The sequence below is a fragment of the Cellulosimicrobium sp. NPDC055967 genome, from assembly GCF_042269845.1.
Classification (GTDB): domain Bacteria; phylum Actinomycetota; class Actinomycetes; order Actinomycetales; family Cellulomonadaceae; genus Cellulosimicrobium.
On record NZ_JBHJYJ010000004.1, the window covers coordinates 69,609 to 87,734 of the forward strand.

An 18,126-nucleotide genomic window follows, 5' to 3' on the forward strand; every position below is an offset into this window, starting at 1 on the left:
CGGCGACGGACGGCTGACGCGCGAGCATGGCCGAGGCCGCCGGAGCGCCGTCGTCCCTGGGGCCCGACTGGGTCCTCGGGGACGACGGGCTCTACTTCCGCCGGGGTGCGCGCGTCCTGCTCCTCGACGACGCCGACAGGATCCTCCTGGCCCGCGGGCACGACGTCGACCAGCCCGAGCGCTCGTGGTGGTTCACCATCGGCGGGGGCGTCGACCCCGGTGAGAGCGACCGCGACGCGGCGCTGCGCGAGGTCCACGAGGAGACCGGGATCCGGCTCGACCCGGGTGCGCTCGTGGGTCCGGTCTACACGCGCAGCGCGATCTTCGACTTCTACCGCCAGCACTGCCGCCAGGACGAGGTGCTCTACCTCGCGCGCACGGACGGCACCACCGCCCGCGGTGAGCTGAGCCGGGACGGGTGGACCGACGTCGAGCACGACGTCGTCGACGAGATGCGCTGGTGGTCGCTCGACGACCTGCGCGGCGTCCGGATCGAGGTGTTCCCCGAGGGCCTGGCCGACCTCGTCGCGCCGCTGCTGGGCGGGTGGGACGGCGTCACGCGCCACCTCGGGACCGCTCGCGAGGAGTGAGGTCCGGGCCGACGGCGGCAGTCCCGCCGCGGCGCGCGAGGGCTCGCCCGGCGGCTACGGCCGCCGTGCGACGACCCGCCACACGATCCCGCCGACGAGGAGCCCCAGACCGAGGATCGCCCCGCCGATCGCGACGAACCACAGCAGGATCGTGCCGCCGACCGTCGCGAAGAACTCGCCGAACTGCCAGCCCTCGGTGACGACGAAGGTCGCCCCGGGGGAGGCGTCGCCCTGGGCGACGGCCACGGTGCACGTCTGGGCCGACGGCGAGGTCACTTCGGCGACGGTCGTCGCCTCGTGCGAGCCGAAGCCCGAGCTCCCCGAGACGGACGGGTGCCGCACGTCGAGGTCGCCGTCGGGGCAGGTCACGGTGACGTCGTCGGCGTCGAAGCCCTCGGCGCCGATCGGCACGACCGCCCACACGCTGTAGGGCTGGCCGCCCGACAGCGCGACGTCCGCCTCGCCCGGGACGTCGCCGGAGGCGAGCGCCGCCGAGCCGGGGGCGCCCGTGCTGTCGACGACGCCCGTCGGCAGCGCCCGCAGGAAGGTCGTGGCGCCGAGGACGCCGGCGACGAGCGCGACCACGAGCAGGACCGCGCCGACCACGATCAGGACCGTCGCGCCGCGCGTGCTCCGCGGCGGACGGGGCGGGAGGCCGGGGTACGGGGCGGAGGGACCCGGGTACCCGGACGGCGGCCGGGCGGGGTACGGCGGTGTCGGTCCGGGGCCGTGCGGAGTGGTCACGACGGCGAGGCTAGCAACAGCCGTGGCGGGGTGCGGGCGACGACGGACGTATCATTCCCGTTCGTGACGATCACGATCGGAGTCCTGGCACTGCAGGGCGACGTGCGCGAGCACCGCGCCGCGCTCGAGGCCGCGGGCGCGCGCACGGTCGGCGTGCGGCGCCCCGAGGAGCTCGCCGCCGTCGACGGGCTCGTCCTCCCCGGGGGCGAGTCGACGACCATCGAGAAGCTCCTGCGGACCTTCGAGCTCGACGAGCCGCTGCGCGCGCGCATCGCCGAGGGTCTGCCTGTCTACGGCTCGTGCGCGGGCATGATCCTGCTCGCGGACCGCATCCTCGGCGGCACGGCCGGCCAGCGGACCCTCGGCGGGCTCGACGTGACGGTCCGGCGCAACGCGTTCGGCCGGCAGGTCGACTCGTTCGAGACCGACCTCGAGCTCGCGGGCCTCGCCCCGCGGGACGGCGGGCGTGGTGAGGTCACGAGGCCGGGCCCGGTGCACGCGGTGTTCATCCGCGCGCCGTGGGTCGAGGAGGTCGGCCCCGGCGTCGAGGTGCTCGCCCGCATCCCCGACCACGAGGCGCCCGGCATCCCCGCAGCCGCCGCCGGTAGGATCGTCGCAGTCCAGCAGGGATCGCTGCTCGCCACCTCGTTCCACCCGGAGATCTCCGGGGACGCGCGCGTGCACGAGCTGTTCGTCAGAATCGCGAAGGGGTAGGAACGCATGTCAGGGCACTCCAAGTGGGCCACTACCAAGCACAAGAAGGCGGCCATCGACGCCAAGCGCGGCAAGCTCTTCGCGAAGCTCATCAAGAACATCGAGGTCGCGGCGCGCACCGGCGGCGGTGACCCCGCGGGCAACCCGACGCTGTTCGACGCCATCCAGAAGGCGAAGAAGTCGTCGGTCCCCAACGACAACATCGACCGCGCCGTCAAGCGCGGCTCCGGCACGGGCGCCGACGCCGTCGACTACCAGACGATCATGTACGAGGGCTACGGCGCCAACGGCATCGCCGTGCTGGTGGAGTGCCTCACGGACAACAAGAACCGTGCGGCCTCCGAGGTGCGCCTCGCCTTCAGCCGCAACGGCGGCAACCTCGCCGACCCCGGCTCGGTGTCGTACCTGTTCTCGCGCAAGGGCCTCGTCGTCGTGCCGAAGGCGGACGGCGTGACCGAGGACGACGTCATGCTCGCCGCGCTCGAGGCGGGCGCCGAGGAGGTCACCGACCAGGGCGAGGTGATCGAGGTCCTGTGCGAGGCGAGCGACCTCGTCGCCGTGCGCACGGCGATCCAGGAGGCGGGGCTCGAGTACGACTCCGCCGACTCGATCTGGCACCCGTCCATGGAGGTCGAGGTCGACGCGGACGGTGCGCGCAAGATCCTGCGCCTCATCGACGCGCTCGAGGACAGCGACGACGTGCAGAACGTCTACGCGAACTTCGACGCGTCGGACGACGTCATGGCGGAGCTCGAGAACGACGACTGATCCGGCGCAGCTCGCGTCCGGGTGGTCGGGTCGCGGTGGGGCCGGGAGGTCGGTGCGCGGTCTACCATCCGCGTCGCTCGTGCCTCGCGCCGCTCCCGCCAGGCCCGCCACGACCGCGCACCGACCTCCCGGCCCCACCGCTGGCTGGTCCGTCGCCGGCCCGCGTGGCACGGCCGGTCCGTGCTGTTCACGTGAAAGGGTCAGGGGGTGCGCGTTCTCGGTGTGGATCCTGGGCTGACCCGGTGCGGCGTCGGGGTGGTGGACTCCGCGCGGGGGCGGCGGGCCGAGCTCGTGGCCGTCGGCGTGATCCGGACGGACCCGGACCTCAGCGTGGACCTGCGGCTCCTGCGGATCGCCGAGCGGCTCGACGCGTGGTTCGACGAGCACGTGCCGGACGTCGTCGCGGTCGAGCGCGTGTTCGCCCAGCACAACGTCGGGACCGTGATGGGCACGGCCCAGGCCGCGGGTCTCGCGATGGTCGGTGCGGCGAGGCGCGGCGTCCCCGTGGCGCTGCACACCCCGTCGGAGGTCAAGGCCGCGGTGACGGGGAGCGGGCGCGCGGGCAAGGAGCAGGTCCAGCGCATGGTCGCGAGCATCCTGGGGCTCGCGGAGCCGCCGAGGCCCGCGGACGCGGCCGACGCGCTCGCGCTCGCGATCTGCCACCTGTGGCGACCGTCAGGTGCGCTCCAGGGCGGCGAGCGGCACGAGCTGACGCCGGCGCAGCGCGCCTGGGTCGCGGCGGAGCACGCGGCGAAGGGCCGGCGGGCACCGCGCTGACGGCTGCTGACGCGGCTCGTGTCGGTCGGCCGGGGCGTGGGCGCACCTTGCTAGAGTGACCGCGGTCGTACGGGTGTTCGACGCACTCCTCGGCGCCGTCCACGGTCGTCGGGCCGGGGGACCATCGGACCAGGTCGGCGCTGCCGACCGGGAGAGGAGCCTGGGTGATCGCGTCGCTGAGCGGAGTCGTGGCGAGCGTCCAGCTCGACCGCGCCGTGCTCGAGGTCGGGGGAGTGGGCTACCTCGTGCACGCCACGCCGGCCACCCTCGCGGGCCTGCGCGTCGGTGCGGACGCGCGGCTCGCGACGAGCCTCGTGGTCCGCGAGGACTCCTTCACCCTCTACGGGTTCGCCGACGACGACGAGCGGACCGTCTTCGAGACCGTCCAGACCGTCAGCGGCGTCGGGCCGCGGCTCGCGCTCGCGATGCTCGCGGTGCACACGCCCGACGCGCTGCGGCGCGCCGTGGGCGGTGGCGACATCGCCGCCCTCGTGCGCGTCCCCGGCATCGGCAACAAGGGCGCGCAGCGGATCGCGCTCGAGCTGGGCGACAAGCTCGGACCGCCCACGGGTGCCGACGCCCCCGAGGCGGGCGCACCCGCCGCCGGGACCGGACCGCGTCGGGTCGACGACCGTCGGGACCAGGTGGTCGAGGCGCTCGTCGGGCTCGGCTGGAACCTCAAGGCCGCGGACGACGCCGTCTCCACCGTCCTCGCCGAGGCCGGCGTCGACGTCGTCGAGGCGCCCGACGTGGCGGGCGCGCTGCGCGCCGCGCTGCGCGTCCTCGGCGGACCGAGGAGCTGACGGTGGCGAGCTTCGACCAGGTGGGCGTGGACGGCTTCGGCGGGGACGGCACGTTCTCGTCCGAGCGGATCGTCGCGGCGGGAGCGGACGACCTCGAGCGCGCCGCCGAGGCGGCGCTGCGACCCCGCAGGCTCGAGGAGTTCGTCGGGCAGGCCGTCGTGCGCGACCAGCTCTCGCTCGTGCTCCAGGCCGCGCTCGCCCGCGGGAGCTCGCCGGACCACGTGCTCCTGTCCGGGCCCCCCGGGCTCGGCAAGACGACGCTCGCCATGATCATCGCCGCAGAGCTCGGCACGTCCCTGCGCGTCACGTCGGGACCGGCGATCCAGCACGCCGGGGACCTCGCGGCCGTCCTGTCCTCGCTCGAGGAGGGCGAGGTGCTCTTCATCGACGAGATCCACCGCCTCGCGCGGCCCGCGGAGGAGCTCCTCTACATGGCGATGGAGGACTTCCGGGTCGACGTCGTCGTGGGCAAGGGCGCGGGCGCGAGCGCGATCCCGCTCTCGCTGCCGCCCTTCACCGCCGTCGGCGCCACGACGCGCGCCGGGCTGCTGCCCGCGCCGCTGCGCGACCGGTTCGGGTTCACCGGGCACCTCGACTTCTACTCGAGCGAGGAGCTCGAGCGCGTGCTCTCCCGGTCGGCCGGGCTGCTCGGCGTCGCGCTCGACCCGGACGCCGCGCGCGAGATCGCCGGTCGCTCGCGGGGCACGCCCCGCATCGCCAACCGCCTGCTGCGGCGCGTGCGCGACTGGGCGCAGGTCCGCGGTGACGGGAGCATGGACCTCGCGGCCGCGCGCGCGGCGCTCGAGGTCTACGAGGTGGACCCCATCGGCCTGGACCGCCTCGACCGGGCGGTCCTGACGGCCCTGTGCACGCGCTTCAACGGCGGCCCGGTCGGGCTGACGACGCTCGCCGTGACGGTCGGCGAGGAGGCGGAGACGGTCGAGACGGTCGCCGAGCCGTACCTGGTCCGCGAAGGGCTGATCGGGCGGACGCCCCGGGGGCGCGTCGCGACGCCGGCCGCGTGGGCGCACCTCGGGCTCACCCCGCCGCGCGAGGGCGGCACGCTGTTCGACGCCTGACGGCGGTCCCGCCAGGCGCCCGGAGGCGAGCCCGCTCGCGGGTCCGGGTACGGGTCCCGTGACGACGGTCACAGGCGCGTCGAACGTGGTCCTAGAATGGTCGGGACCCGAGCGGGCGGAACTCCGCGGCGAGACGGCTCGTTGGTGAACCGTGCGCGCACGCCTAGACTGCGCGCAGATCCCGCACAGAACAGGACACGAGACTCCGTCATGGATATCAGCTTCATCCTCATCCTCGCCCTCGCGGCGGGCGCGATGTTCCTCATGACCAGCCGCACCCGCAAGCAGCAGCGCGAGGCCCAGAACTTCCGGGCGAACCTCGCCCCCGGGCAGGAGGTGATGACGGGCTCGGGCATGTTCGGCACGATCGTCGACGTCGACGACGACGCCGACGTCATCACGATCGAGTCCACGCCGGGCAACCAGTCCCGGTGGCTGCGGGCGGCCATCGCGAAGCTGGTCGACCCGCCGGTCGAGCCCGAGGAGGAGCCGGAGCCCGACGAGGCGACCGACGGCGACGCGCTCTACGGCAGCGCGCCCTCCGCGTCCAAGGAGGACGTCGACGACCTCGTCGTCCCCGACGACCTGTCCGGCCTGACCGGCGGGACCACGGACAAGGACCGTGACCGTCGCGACGAAGGCACCGAGAGCAAGTGACCGTGCGCCGGTCGCCCCGAGCGACCGGCGCCTGACCTGGTCGGCCTCGCGGCCGACCGCACGAGAAGAGACAGACAGTTGGCCAACTCCAGCACGCGCCGTTCCCGGCCCGTCCGGACGATCGTCCTGTTCCTGCTCCTGAGCGTCGTCCTTTTCGGCGTGCTCTTCGCAGGGACCAAGACGGACGGCCGTTCGGCGGACAACCCGGGCGGCGCCTCCTTCGCCCCTGCGCTCGCGCTCGACCTCGAGGGCGGGACGCAGATCGTCCTGCAGCCCGTGACGGAGGACGCGTCCGCAGTCACGCCCGAGACGATCAGCCAGGCGATCAACGTCATCCGCCAGCGCATCGACGCGCAGGGCGTCTCCGAGACGGAGATCACGAGCCAGGGGCGCGACAAGATCGTCGTCGGCATCCCGGGCCAGCCGTCCCAGGAGACGATCGACCTCGTCAGCACCTCGGCCCAGATGCGGTTCCGACCGGTCCTCGCCGTGGGCATGCCGACGGCGACGCCCGCCGAGGACGCGACGGGTGACGAGGCCGCGACGGAGGAGAGTGCGGATCCCGCGGCCGAGTCCGCGGACCCCGCGACCGACGAGGCGACGGACCCCGCTGCTGACGAGGCCACGGACCCCGCGGCGGACGCGGCGACGGACGCCCCCGCCGACGACGCGACCGACGCGGAGGCGACGCGCCCGGAGAACCCCAGCGACCTGGCGCAGATCACGCCGGAGCTGCAGGCGGAGTTCGACGCGCTCGACTGCACCCTGCCGGAGAACCAGGTCGGCGGCGACAGCGGGCCGACCGACTCGGCGTTCGTCTCGTGCGCCGACGAAGGCTCGGCCAAGTACATCCTCGGTCCGGTCGAGATCGAGGGCACCGACATCTCGAACGCGAGCTCCGGCCTGCGCGTCGGGCAGAACGGCGTCGTCACGAACGAGTGGGTCGTCAACCTCGAGTTCGACTCCGAGGGCACCAAGGAGTTCCGCGACGTCACCACGCGCCTCACGTCGCTGCCGGCCCCGCAGAACCAGTTCGCGATGGTGCTCGACGGGCTCGTCATCTCCGCGCCGGTCTCGCAGGTCGTCATCCCCGACGGCAAGGCCGAGATCTCCGGCAGCTTCACGCGCGACTCGGCCGCGACGCTCGCCAACCAGCTCAACTTCGGCGCTCTCCCGCTGACGTTCGAGGTGCAGAGCCAGGAGCAGATCTCGGCGACGCTCGGGAGCGAGCAGCTCCAGAAGGGCCTCATCGCCGGCGTCATCGGTCTGGTGCTGGTGTTCATCTACTCGCTCTTCCAGTACCGGATGCTCGGGTTCCTCACCATCGCGTCGCTCATCGTGGCGGGCGTGGTCACCTACCTGACCATCGCGCTCATGTCGTGGGGGATCGGCTACCGCCTCTCCCTGGCGGGCGTCGCCGGCCTCATCGTCGCGATCGGCTTCACAGCGGACTCGTTCATCGTGTACTTCGAACGCATCCGCGACGAGCTGCGCGACGGGCGCACCCTCCAGCAGGCGGTGTCCAAGGGCTGGGCGCGTGCACGCCGCACGATCCTCGCCGCAAAGGCCGTCAACCTCATCTCCGCGGTCGTGCTCTACTTCCTCGCGGTGGGTGGCGTCCAGGGCTTCGCCGTCACGCTCGGTCTCACGACGATCATCGACGTCGCCGTGGTCTTCTGGTTCACGCACCCGGTGATGGAGCTCGTCGCACGCGTCCCGTTCTTCCGGGACGGGCACAAGTGGTCGGGCCTCTCGCCGGACCGGCTCCAGACGCGCGGCCCGCGCTACGTCGGCGCCGGCAAGGTGGTCGGGCCGGGGCAGCCCGCCGACCGCCGCGACGCCCCCGTGGCCGCGACCGGGCCCGCCGGTGCGAAGGGCGAGGACGAGCTCGTCCTCGCCGGGTCCGCGCCGCGGACGCCGGCGCGCACCGAGGACGGGCGACGACTGACGATCGCCGAGCGCCGCGCGGCGGAGCGTCGCGCCGCCGCCGCACAGGAACCGGCACCCGGTGGCACGGACGGGCCGGCGGACGCCGCGCCCTCCGCCATCGACGGTGAGAACGAGGAGAACCGCTGATGGCCGCCCGTAGCTTCGCGCAGTGGGGCAACGACCTCTACACGGGGCGCAAGTCCTACCCGATCGTCCAGCAGCGCAAGCGCTGGTTCATCGTCGTGGGCGTCCTCAGCCTGCTCTCCGTCATCGTGATCGCCGTTCAGGGACTCAACCTGGGTCTCGACTTCCGCGGCGGCTCCGAGTTCACGGTCACGAGCATCACGGACAAGTCGCAGGAGCCGGCCGTCGACGCCGTGCACTCGGTCGCGCCCGACGCCGAGCCTCGTGTGTCGAGCGTCGGCGAGAGCGCCCTGCGCGTCCAGACCGCCGAGCTCGCCGACGAGGACCAGGTCAACGCGGTGCGCCAGGCGCTGGCGGACGCGTACGGCGTCGACGTGAACGAGGTCGCGAGCGCGTTCGTCGGCCCAACCTGGGGCGCCGACGTGTCGTCGCGCGCGCTGTGGGGCGTCGTCGTGTTCATCGGCCTGGTCGCGGTCTTCATGGCGATCTACTTCCGCGCCTGGCGCATGTCGCTCGCCGCGATCATCGCGCTGCTCGCCGACCTGCTCATCTCCGCGGGCGTCTACGCCGCGGTGGGGTGGGAGGTCACGCCGTCGACGATCATCGGGTTCCTCACGATCCTGGGCTACTCGCTGTACGACAAGGTCGTGGTGTTCGACAAGGTCCGCGAGAACACGGCGGGCATCCTCGACCAGACCCGCAGCACCTACGCCGAGCGGGCCAACCTCGGTGTGAACCAGACGCTCGTCCGGTCGATCAACACCGGAGTCGTCGCGCTGCTCCCGGTCGCGGGCATCCTCTTCATCGGTGCCTTCGCCCTCGGCGCGGGGACGCTGCGGGACATCTCGCTCTCGCTCTTCGTCGGTATCGCCGTCGGCACCGCGTCGTCGATCTTCCTCGCGACGCCGCTCGAGGTCTGGCTCCGCACCCGGGAGCCGGCGATCGCCGCGCACACGCGCAAGGTCGAGGCCCTGCGTGCCGAGCGGCTCGCGGACGCGGGCGAGGAGTCGGACGACGACGCCGTGCTCGCCGCGGCGGGCGTGTCGGGTCACCGTCAGCTCCAGCCGGGCGAGCACCTGGGCAACAAGGCGCAGCCGCGTCGCCGTCGTCCCCGATGACGGACCTGCACCACACGCCGACCGGCGAGGTCGACGGCCTGCGGGCCGTCGGCCTCGCCGGTCTCGGCGCGCAGCGCGCCTCCCGCGTGCTCGAGCTCGTCCGCGCCGTGCCCGACTATCCCGGGCCCGGCATCACGTTCCGCGACATCACCGGGCTCCTCGCCGACGGGGAGGCCTTCGGCCACGTCGTCGAGGCGCTCGGGGACGTGGCCCGCGCGGCGGGCGGCATCGACCTCGTCGCGGGCATGGAGGCGCGGGGCTTCCTGGTCGGAGCCCCGCTCGCGACGCACCTGGGCGTCGGCTTCGTGCCGCTGCGCAAGGCCGGCAAGCTGCCGCCGCCCACGGACGCCGTGACCTACGACCTCGAGTACGGCACCGCGACGATCGAGCTCCGGTCGGGAACACTGCCGCCCGGTGCGCGTGTTCTGGTGGTGGACGACGTGCTCGCGACCGGGGGCACGGCGGCCGCGGGCGCCGAGCTCGTCGAGCGCGGGGGAGGCGTCGTCGTCGGCCTCGCGTTCCTCCTGGAGCTCGAGGGACTGGGTGGTCGGGAGCGGCTCGCGGGCCGCGACGTGACCACGCTCGTCCACGTCGAGTCGTAGGATTGCCACTCCGGTCGTCTCGGCTGGTCGTCGACACGGTGTCGGCGATCGCCGACCTGCGGAAGGAGGCGCGCATGAGCGAGAACACCCGGACGTCGCGCGCCCCGGAGAAGGCGGGCGCCCAGCCCGCTCCCGGCGCGGGCGGTTCCGGCGGGCGCGGGGTGCGGTCGCGCCTCGTCCGCTTCGGTGCCCGACCCAACGCGGGCAGCCCCGCGCTCGAGCCCGTGCTCCAGGCCGTCCGCACCAACCATCCGCGGACCGACCTCACGGTCATCGAGCGCGCCTACGAGACCGCGGAGCGCGCGCACCGGGGGCAGCTGCGCAAGAGCGGCGACCCGTACATCACGCACCCGGTCGCCGTCGCGACGATCCTGGCCGAGCTCGGCTTCGACGGGTCGACCCTCGCCGCCGCGCTGCTGCACGACACGGTGGAGGACACCGACTACTCCCTCGCGCAGCTCACCGAGGAGTACGGCGAGGAGATCGCCATGCTCGTCGACGGCGTGACCAAGCTCGACAAGGTCACGTACGGGGACGCCGCGCAGGCGGAGACGGTGCGCAAGATGGTCGTCGCCATGGCGCGCGACATCCGCGTGCTCGTCATCAAGCTCGCCGACCGTCTGCACAACGCGCGCACCTGGAAGTACGTCTCGTCGTCGTCGGCGGGCCGCAAGGCGCGCGAGACGCTCGAGATCTACGCGCCGCTGGCGCACCGCCTCGGCATGAACACGATCAAGTGGGAGCTCGAGGACCTGTCCTTCCAGGCCCTGTACCCGAAGGTCTACGACGAGATCGTGCACCTCGTGGCGGAGCGGGCCCCGGCGCGCGAGGAGTACCTCGCGGTCGTGCGCGAGCAGGTCACGGCGGACCTGCGCAGCGCGAAGATCAAGGCGACCGTCACCGGCCGGCCCAAGCACTACTACTCGATCTACCAGAAGATGATCGTGCGCGGGCACGACTTCGCGGAGATCTACGACCTCGTCGGTGCGCGCGTCCTCGTGGACAGCGTCCGGGACTGCTACGCGGCGCTCGGCGCGCTGCACGCGCGGTGGAACCCCGTGCCCGGGCGGTTCAAGGACTACATCGCGATGCCGAAGTTCAACATGTACCAGTCGCTGCACACGACGGTCATCGGCCCCGGCGGCAAGCCGGTCGAGATCCAGATCCGCACGCACGAGATGCACCGGCGCGCGGAGTACGGCGTCGCGGCGCACTGGAAGTACAAGGAGACCGCGAAGTCGGGCGGGAAGACCGCGAAGGACGACACCGCGGCGAACGACATGCGGTGGCTGCGCCAGCTCGTCGACTGGCAGCGCGAGACGGCGGACCCCGCGGAGTTCCTCGACTCGCTGCGGTTCGAGATCGGCGGCGCCGAGGTCTACGTCTTCACGCCCAAGGGCGACGTCATGGCGCTGCCCGCCGGCTCGACCCCGGTCGACTTCGCGTACGCGGTGCACACCGAGGTCGGGCACCGGACCATGGGTGCGCGCGTGAACGGCCGCCTCGTGCCGCTCGACTCGACGCTCGAGAACGGCGACTCGGTCGACGTCCTCACCTCGAAGTCCGAGAACGCGGGCCCGAGCCGGGACTGGCTCGCGTTCGTCAAGAGCCCCCGCGCGCGCAACAAGATCCGGCAGTGGTTCTCCAAGGAGCGTCGCGAGGAGGCCGTCGAGCACGGCAAGGACGCGATCGCCAAGGCGATGCGCAAGCAGAACCTGCCGATCCAGCGCCTGCTGTCGCACGAGTCGCTCGTCGCGCTCGCCAACGAGCTCCGCTTCGCCGACGTCACGGCGCTGTACGCCGCGATCGGTGAGGGGCAGGTGTCGGCGGCGAACGTCGTCTCCAAGCTGGTCCAGGCGATGGGCGGCGAGGAGGGCACGGTCGAGGACGTCGCGGAGACCGCGCGCCCCGGGCACACCGCGCGCCGCGTGCGCACGGGCGACCCCGGCGTCATGGTCAAGGGCGTCGACGACATCTGGGTCAAGCTCGCCAAGTGCTGCACCCCCGTCCCCGGCGACGAGATCATCGGCTTCATCACGCGCGGCCAGGGCGTGAGCGTCCACCGCGCGGACTGCGGCAACGTCGTCGGGCTGCGCAACCAGCCCGAGCGCATCGTCGACGTCTCGTGGACCACGGGCAGCAACGCGATGTTCCTCGTGCAGATCCAGGTCGAGGCCCTCGACCGGGCGCGCCTGCTGTCCGACGTCACGCGCGTGCTGTCCGACAACCACGTGAACATCCTCTCGGCCACCGTGTCGACCTCGAACGACCGTGTCGCGATGTCGCGCTTCGTCTTCGAGATGGCGGAGCCGGCGCACCTCGCGCAGGTGCTCAACGCGGTCCGCAAGGTCGACGGCGTGTTCGACGTCTACCGCATCACCGGGACGAAGGCCGCCGAGGCGACGCAGCTCCCGGCCTGACCGGCGCGGTCCGTCCCCGCGGGGGCGGGCTCCCGGAGCAGCGCCCGGACGCGTCGTCGTGCCGCGCGCCGCGCCCGGTGGCAGCATCGGCACATGGACCTGCCCGTGATGCCTCCCGTGCTGCCCATGCTCGCGAAGTCCGTGCCGGCGGTGCCCGAGCCCGACGCCGTCGAGGGCGGGTACGTGTACGAGCCGAAGTGGGACGGGTTCCGCGCGATCGTGTACCGCGACGGCGACGAGGTGCGGCTCGACAGCCGCAACGCGCGACCGATGGAGCGCTACTTCCCGGAGGTCGTCGAGGCGGTGCGCGCGGCGCTCCCGCCCCGCTGCGTGGTCGACGGCGAGATCGTCGTCGCCCGCGGCGGTCGCCTCGAGTTCGAGGTGCTGCAGCAGCGCATCCACCCCGCGGCCTCGCGGGTCCGCCTCCTCGCCGAGCAGACGCCCGCCGCGCTCGTCGTGTTCGACGTCCTCGCGCTCGGCGACGACGACCTCACGGGCGAGCCGCTCGCGCGCCGCCACGAGGTGCTGGACTCGCTCGGCCTCGACGGCCCGGACGTGCACGCCACCCCCCGGACCCGCGACGTCGCGGTCGCGCGCGACTGGTTCGACACGTTCGAGGGGGCGGGGCTGGACGGCGTCGTCGCGAAGCCGCTCGACGGGACGTACCAGCCGAACAAGCGCGCGATGCTCAAGATCAAGCACGGGCGCGAGGCGGACGTCGTGCTCGCCGGGTACCGGCTGCACAAGACCTCGACCCCCGCGAAGCCGCTGCTCGGGTCGCTGCTGCTCGGGCTGTACGACGACGGCGGCCAGCTCCAGTTCGTCGGCGTCGCCGCGTCGTTCCCGGCGGCGCGCCGGGCGGCGCTCGTCGCCGAGCTCGCGCCGCTCGTCGTCGAGCCGGGCACGCCGGAGGCGGACGCGCACCCCTGGTCCGGCTGGGAGAACCCCGCGGGCGAGCGGATGCCGGGCGCGGTGTCGCGGTGGAGCTCCGGCAAGGACCTGTCGTTCACGCCGCTGCGGGTCGAGCGCGTCCTCGAGGTCGCGTACGACCACATGGAGGGCACGCGGTTCCGGCACACGGCCCAGTTCCGGCGCTGGCGCGACGACCGCGACCCGGCGTCGTGCACGTACGACCAGCTCGAGGAGCCGGTGCGCTACGACCTGACGGGCATCCTCCCGGGCGCGCCCGGGGTGTCCTAGCGTCGACCGCGCCGACGGGTCACTCGCGCGGTCGGTCGCGGTCCTTGCTCGGCTGCACCCGCTTGGGCTCGCCCGGCATCTTCGGGTACTCCGGGGGGTAGGGGAGGTCGCCGAGCCCGTGCTCGGCCTCGTCGCGACGGGACAGCTCGAGCGCGGCCTCGAGCGAGGCTCCGGGGTCGTCCCGGTCGGCGCGCAGCGGCGCGAACAGGTCGCCGACCTCGGCGAACCGCGCGGGCACGGTCAGCACGTCGAAGTCGTCGGGGTGGACGTCGCCGAGCTCCTCCCAGCGCAGCGGCGCGGAGACGGTCGCGCGCTGGTTGGACCGGATCGAGTACGCCGAGGCGATGGTGCGGTCGCGCGCCATCTGGTTGTAGTCGACGAAGATCTTGGCGCCGCGCTCCTCCTTCCACCACTTCGTGGTGACCTGGTCCGGGAGACGGCGCTCGAGCTCGCGCCCGATCGCGATCGTCGCGCGGCGCGCGGCGACGAAGTCCCACTCGGGCGCGACGGGCACGAAGACGTGGATGCCGCGACCGCCGGACGTCTTCGGGTACCCGGGCAGGCCCAGCTCGTCGAGCAGCTCGCGCAGGTGCGGCGCGACGCGCACGGCGTCGTCGAAGTCGGTCCCGGGCTGGGGGTCGAGGTCGATGCGCAGCTGGTCCACGGCCTCGACGTCCTCGCCGCGGACGGGCCACGGGTGGAAGGTCAGCGTCCCGAGGTTGGCGGCCCAGGCGACGACGGCGAGCTCGGTCGGGCACACCTCGTCGGCGGTCCGCCCGCTCGGGAAGGCGATCCGGGCGGTGCGCACGTAGTCCGGCGCGCCCTTGGGGACGCGCTTCTGGTAGAACGCGTCGCCGGTGTTGTCGGTGCGGGTGCTCATCCGCGCCCCCTCGAACACGCCCTTGGGCCAGCGTTCGAGCGTCGTCGGGCGGTCGACCAGGGCGCCGAGGATCCCGTCCCCGACGCTGAGGAAGTACTGCACGACGTCGAGCTTGGTCACCCCGCGGGCGGGGAAGACGACGCGGTCCGGGCTCGTGACGCGCACGGTCCGGCCGCGGACGTCGAGCTCGACGGGAGGGGTCGTGGCTGCGGCCATGCCGACCAACCTAGACCGGGTCGTCCTCCCCGGCGAGCAGGAGAGCGAGGGTGCGTCGTGCCTGCGGCCGTCCGGACCACCGGTGCCGCAGCTCGAGCGACCGGGTCGCGACGCGGGGCTCCAGCCCGCACACGTCGCGCAGCCGGCGCAGGGTCGTGAGCGCCTCGGCGGGCTCGCAGCGCGTGGCGACGTCCAGGGCGGTCCGCACGACGGACGTCACCAGGACGCCCGCGACCAGGGTGCGGTCGTCGCGCAGCACGTGGGACTGGCGCGGTGCGCGTCCCGCGAGCGGCGCGGGACGGTGGCGACCGGGCGGGTACACGACGTCGAGCGTGCGCGGCGCGGGAGAGCCGCAGAGCACCCAGGCCGCGGCGCTCCCGGCGAGAACCGTCCCCTGCGGGACGAGGTCGCGGACGGCGAGCGCGCGGAGGGTCGGCGTGTCCGGTACCCGCGCAGGCGCGCCGACGTCGCCCCAGAGGCGGCGGAGCGCGCCGGACCGCACGAGGTCCTGGAAGGCCGCGCGCCCCCCGACGTCGGCCGGCACGACCAGGAGCCCCACGTCCGTGGTGCGGGGCGCGAGGAGGCGCGCCAGGGTCGCAGCGGGTGCGGCGGTGCGAGGGGCGGGAGGCATGCGTACACCGTGCACCATCGGCCCGGGCACGCGGAAGGGGCCGGCGCTCGCCTGTGGACGAGTGCCGGCCCCTCCGGACCGAGCAGCAGGAGGACGGTGCGTCAGCCGCGCGAGTCCTCCGCCGCCCGTACGACCTGCTCGAGCCAGGCGCGGCGCGCGGTCAGCGCGGTCTCGAGGTCCTTGACCGCGCGCGCGTCGCCGCGGCCCTGCGCCGCCGCGAGGTCCGCCTCGAGCCCCTCGATCGCGGCCTCCAGCTGCGCCGCGGCGCCCTCGGCGCGCGCCCGCGTCTCGGGGTTGGTCCGCGTCCACTGGGCCTGCTCGGCGTCGCGGACGGCGTTCTCGACGGCGCGCAGGCGACCCTCGACGCGCTGCAGGTCGCCGCGGGGCACGCGGCCGGCCTCCTCCCACCGCTCCTGGAGGTCGCGCAGCGCGGCCTTCGCCGCCCCGAGGTCCTTGACCGGGACGAGCTTCTCCGCCTCGGTCAGCAGCGCCTCCTTGACCTCGAGGTTGGCGGCGTACTCCGCGTCGGTCGCGGAGTTCACCGCGTCGCGGGCCTGGAAGAACGTGTCCTGCGCCGCACGGAACCGGGCCCACAGCGCGTCGTCGTCCTTGCGGCTCGCGCGACCCGCGGCCTTCCACCGCGCCATGAGGTCGCGGTACGCACCCGCCGTGGGGCCCCAGTCGGTGCTGGAGGACAGGGCCTCGGCCTCGGCGACGAGCTTCTCCTTGGCCGCCTTGGCAGAGGCGTTGCGCTGCTCGAGCTCGGCGAAGTAGTGCCGGCGCTCACGGTCGAACGCGGTCCGCGCGTGGCTGAACCGCTTCCAGAGCGCCTCCTCGCTCGCCCGGTCGATGCGCGGGCCGGAGCGCTGCGCCTCCTTCCAGCGGTCGAGCAGGCCGCGCAGCTCCTCGCCGGCGGGCCGCCACTGCATGCGGCTCGGGTCGGTCGCCGCGATCTTCTCGGCGGCCTCGATGATCTCGGTCCGGGCCTCGAGGGCGGCCGCCTTGGCCGCGGCGCGCTCCGCCTCGAGCTGGCCGCGACGCTCGGCCGCCGCACCGCGCAGCGCCTCGACCTGGGCACGCAGGCCGTCGAGGTCGCCGACCGCGGACGGCTCGGCGGTCTCCTCCGTCAGGCGGGCGATCGTCTGGTCGATCTCCTTGACCGACAGGTCGGTGCTCGTCAGGCGCGCCTCGAAGAGCGCGACCTTCGCCTGGAGGTCGAGGTAGCGCCGCACGTACAGCGCGAGCGCCTCGTCGGTGTCGACGCCGGGGAACTGACCCACCGAACGCTCGCCGGCGCTCTCACGGACGTAGACGGTGCCGTCCTCGTCGACCCGGCCGAACTCCGCCGCGGCCTTCGCCGCTGCGGAGTCGTCGGCGAGCGCCGGGACCGCGGGCACCTCGGGCGCTGCCACCGGCGCGGCCGGGGCACCGGCGGCAGCGGGGGACGGCGTGCGCGGAGGGCGGGGCACGGCGGAGGGCTTGGGACGCGGGCCCGGTCGCGGAGCGGCGGGCTTCGCCGCAGCCGGGGCAGCCGCCGCTGGCGCCGTCTCGGCCTCGCCAGCAGCGTCGCTGCCGGCGGGCGCCGGGTCCTCGGCTGCGGGGGTTTCGGCATCCTGCGCGTCGGTGGTCGACGCGTCGGTGGGCTCGTCCCCGGCGGTGGGCTCGTCGGCCGGCTCGTCCGCGGGCTCGGCGTCGGCAACGGGCTCGTCCGTCGTCTCCACGTCTGTCGCGTCGACCCGTCCGGTCTCGCTCGCCTCCGCGGGCTCCGGTGCCGGTGCGCTCGCCTGGTCCTGGGCGGGATCGCTCACTGGGTCTCAACTCCTTCGATGGTGACCGGGGTGGCGGGGGACCCGTCGCCGGATCCGTCCTGCGTCCCCGCGTCAGCGACTGCCTGGACGACGTCCAGGCCGGACGTGATGGTGCCGAACACCGTGTAACCACCCGCCGCGTCGGACGGGATGGTCGAGTCCTCGTAGACGAGGAAGAACTGGGAGCCCATCGACTCGGCGTTCCCGCCCTGGCGTGCCATGGCGACGGTCCCTGCGGGGTACACGTCGTCGGACGGGGCGTTCTCGATGGGGCCGAACGAGTAGCCGGGGTCGCCGGTCCCCGTGCCGGTCGGGTCGCCGCACTGGAGGACGTAGATGCCCGACGTTGTGAGGCGGTGGCACGACGTGCCGTCGAAGTACCCGGACTCGGCGAGGGACACGAAGCTCGCGACCGCCTGCGGCGCGGCCGCGCCGTCCAGCGTGAGCGTGAGGTCGCCCGCGCTCGTGGTGAGCGTCGAGGTCCAGTCGCGCCCCTCGGCGGCAGAGGCGGGGGGCAGCGTGTGCTCGCCGGAGGCGGACGGAGCGGTCCCGTCGCCGCCGGCGTCGGTGCCGGGCGTCTGGGCGGCGGACAGCGCCCACCACACCGCGACGCCGATCACGACGAGCGCCGCGACGACGCCGACGATCGACCAGGTCCGCTGGCGCTTCGCGCGGAGCTGGGCGACGTGCTGGTCCCACTTCTCCTCACGACGGCGCGCCTGCTCGCGCTCGCGACTCTTCGTCGACACCCCAGCTCCTTCGTCCGGCGCCGTCGTGGCGCGCACGGTCGACCCCGGTGCGGCCGCGGTCGGTAGGGGACAGTCTAGGCACCGAGCGCCCTGGTGGCGGGTGGATTTGCCGCGTGCAGGTCACGGTCCGGTATCGACCGCTCCGGCCCTCGCCTCGGTGCGACCCTGTCACCGGAGACCTCACGAGGCGTCGCGGGCTACCCTCGGCCCCGTGGACCGACCCCGCGACATCCCGCCGACGCCCCCGTCCGACACTCCGTCCGACACTCCGTCCGACACTCCGTCCGACACTCCGTC

17 protein-coding genes are annotated in these 18,126 nt (G+C 73.8%); 12 read left to right on the top strand and 5 right to left on the bottom strand.

Features of this window, described 5'->3' with window-relative positions; genetic code table 11:
• Window positions 1-26 precede the first annotated feature (26 nt).
• Window positions 27-590, top strand: a complete 564-nt coding sequence (locus ACFC2L_RS06965; RefSeq protein WP_375823549.1) for an NUDIX hydrolase — start codon at window positions 27-29, stop codon at window positions 588-590.
• Window positions 591-644: 54 nt separating this feature from the next.
• On the opposite strand, the gene ACFC2L_RS06970 is transcribed toward ACFC2L_RS06965, so the two are convergent.
• Window positions 645-1,334, bottom strand: a complete 690-nt coding sequence (locus ACFC2L_RS06970; RefSeq protein ID WP_375823550.1) for a hypothetical protein — start codon at window positions 1,332-1,334, stop codon at window positions 645-647.
• 63 nt (window positions 1,335-1,397) lie between these two features.
• On the opposite strand from ACFC2L_RS06970, the gene pdxT reads away from it, so the two are divergent.
• The 11 genes from pdxT to ACFC2L_RS07025 all read left to right on the top strand — a co-directional run bounded on the left by pdxT (window position 1,398) and on the right by ACFC2L_RS07025 (window position 13,545).
• Entirely contained in the window at window positions 1,398-2,048 is a 651-nt protein-coding gene (gene pdxT, locus ACFC2L_RS06975; protein ID WP_375823551.1) for a pyridoxal 5'-phosphate synthase glutaminase subunit PdxT, read from the top strand.
• A gap of 6 nt (window positions 2,049-2,054) precedes the next feature.
• Window positions 2,055-2,816: a YebC/PmpR family DNA-binding transcriptional regulator gene (locus ACFC2L_RS06980; RefSeq protein ID WP_375823552.1), complete on the top strand. Its 762-nt coding sequence runs from the start codon at window positions 2,055-2,057 to the stop codon at window positions 2,814-2,816.
• Between the two features lie 207 nt (window positions 2,817-3,023).
• Window positions 3,024-3,593 (top strand): crossover junction endodeoxyribonuclease RuvC, encoded by a 570-nt coding sequence (gene ruvC / locus ACFC2L_RS06985; RefSeq protein ID WP_375823553.1) that lies wholly within the window; start codon window positions 3,024-3,026, stop codon window positions 3,591-3,593.
• Between the two features lie 164 nt (window positions 3,594-3,757).
• Window positions 3,758-4,396 carry a Holliday junction branch migration protein RuvA gene (gene ruvA / locus ACFC2L_RS06990; RefSeq protein WP_375823554.1) on the top strand — a complete coding sequence of 213 codons (639 nt, stop codon included), beginning with the start codon at window positions 3,758-3,760 and terminating at the stop codon, window positions 4,394-4,396.
• A gap of 26 nt (window positions 4,397-4,422) precedes the next feature.
• The gene (gene ruvB, locus ACFC2L_RS06995; protein ID WP_375823809.1) at window positions 4,423-5,475 is read left to right on the top strand and encodes a Holliday junction branch migration DNA helicase RuvB; all 1,053 of its coding nucleotides are present in this window, start codon (window positions 4,423-4,425) and stop codon (window positions 5,473-5,475) included.
• A 210-nt stretch (window positions 5,476-5,685) separates the two neighbouring features.
• Window positions 5,686-6,132 carry a preprotein translocase subunit YajC gene (gene yajC / locus ACFC2L_RS07000; RefSeq protein ID WP_375823555.1) on the top strand — a complete coding sequence of 149 codons (447 nt, stop codon included), beginning with the start codon at window positions 5,686-5,688 and terminating at the stop codon, window positions 6,130-6,132.
• Window positions 6,133-6,210: 78 nt separating this feature from the next.
• Window positions 6,211-8,208 (top strand): protein translocase subunit SecD, encoded by a 1,998-nt coding sequence (secD, locus tag ACFC2L_RS07005; protein WP_375823556.1) that lies wholly within the window; start codon window positions 6,211-6,213, stop codon window positions 8,206-8,208.
• Window positions 8,208-9,323, top strand: a complete 1,116-nt coding sequence (secF, locus tag ACFC2L_RS07010) for a protein translocase subunit SecF (protein ID WP_375823557.1) — start codon at window positions 8,208-8,210, stop codon at window positions 9,321-9,323. Before secD ends, secF begins: the two co-directional genes overlap by 1 nt.
• Window positions 9,320-9,925 carry an adenine phosphoribosyltransferase gene (locus ACFC2L_RS07015; RefSeq protein WP_375823558.1) on the top strand — a complete coding sequence of 202 codons (606 nt, stop codon included), beginning with the start codon at window positions 9,320-9,322 and terminating at the stop codon, window positions 9,923-9,925. Before secF ends, ACFC2L_RS07015 begins: the two co-directional genes overlap by 4 nt.
• Before the next feature lie 74 nt (window positions 9,926-9,999).
• Entirely contained in the window at window positions 10,000-12,345 is a 2,346-nt protein-coding gene (locus ACFC2L_RS07020) for a RelA/SpoT family protein (RefSeq protein WP_375823559.1), read from the top strand.
• Between the two features lie 93 nt (window positions 12,346-12,438).
• The gene (locus tag ACFC2L_RS07025; protein WP_375823560.1) at window positions 12,439-13,545 is read left to right on the top strand and encodes an ATP-dependent DNA ligase; all 1,107 of its coding nucleotides are present in this window, start codon (window positions 12,439-12,441) and stop codon (window positions 13,543-13,545) included.
• Window positions 13,546-13,564: 19 nt separating this feature from the next.
• Here the strand turns inward: ACFC2L_RS07025 and ligD are convergent, their stop codons facing one another.
• The 4 genes from ligD to ACFC2L_RS07045 form a co-directional block, all read right to left on the bottom strand.
• Window positions 13,565-14,641, bottom strand: a complete 1,077-nt coding sequence (gene ligD / locus ACFC2L_RS07030; protein ID WP_375823561.1) for a non-homologous end-joining DNA ligase — start codon at window positions 14,639-14,641, stop codon at window positions 13,565-13,567.
• A gap of 10 nt (window positions 14,642-14,651) precedes the next feature.
• Complete coding sequence (locus ACFC2L_RS07035; RefSeq protein WP_375823562.1) at window positions 14,652-15,272, bottom strand: hypothetical protein; 621 nt, start codon at window positions 15,270-15,272, stop codon at window positions 14,652-14,654.
• 101 nt (window positions 15,273-15,373) lie between these two features.
• Window positions 15,374-17,080 carry a DUF349 domain-containing protein gene (locus ACFC2L_RS07040; RefSeq protein ID WP_375823563.1) on the bottom strand — a complete coding sequence of 569 codons (1,707 nt, stop codon included), beginning with the start codon at window positions 17,078-17,080 and terminating at the stop codon, window positions 15,374-15,376.
• Window positions 17,077-17,829: a peptidylprolyl isomerase gene (locus tag ACFC2L_RS07045; RefSeq protein ID WP_375823564.1), complete on the bottom strand. Its 753-nt coding sequence runs from the start codon at window positions 17,827-17,829 to the stop codon at window positions 17,077-17,079. Before ACFC2L_RS07045 ends, ACFC2L_RS07040 begins: the two co-directional genes overlap by 4 nt.
• Between the last annotated feature and the right edge of the window lie 297 nt (window positions 17,830-18,126).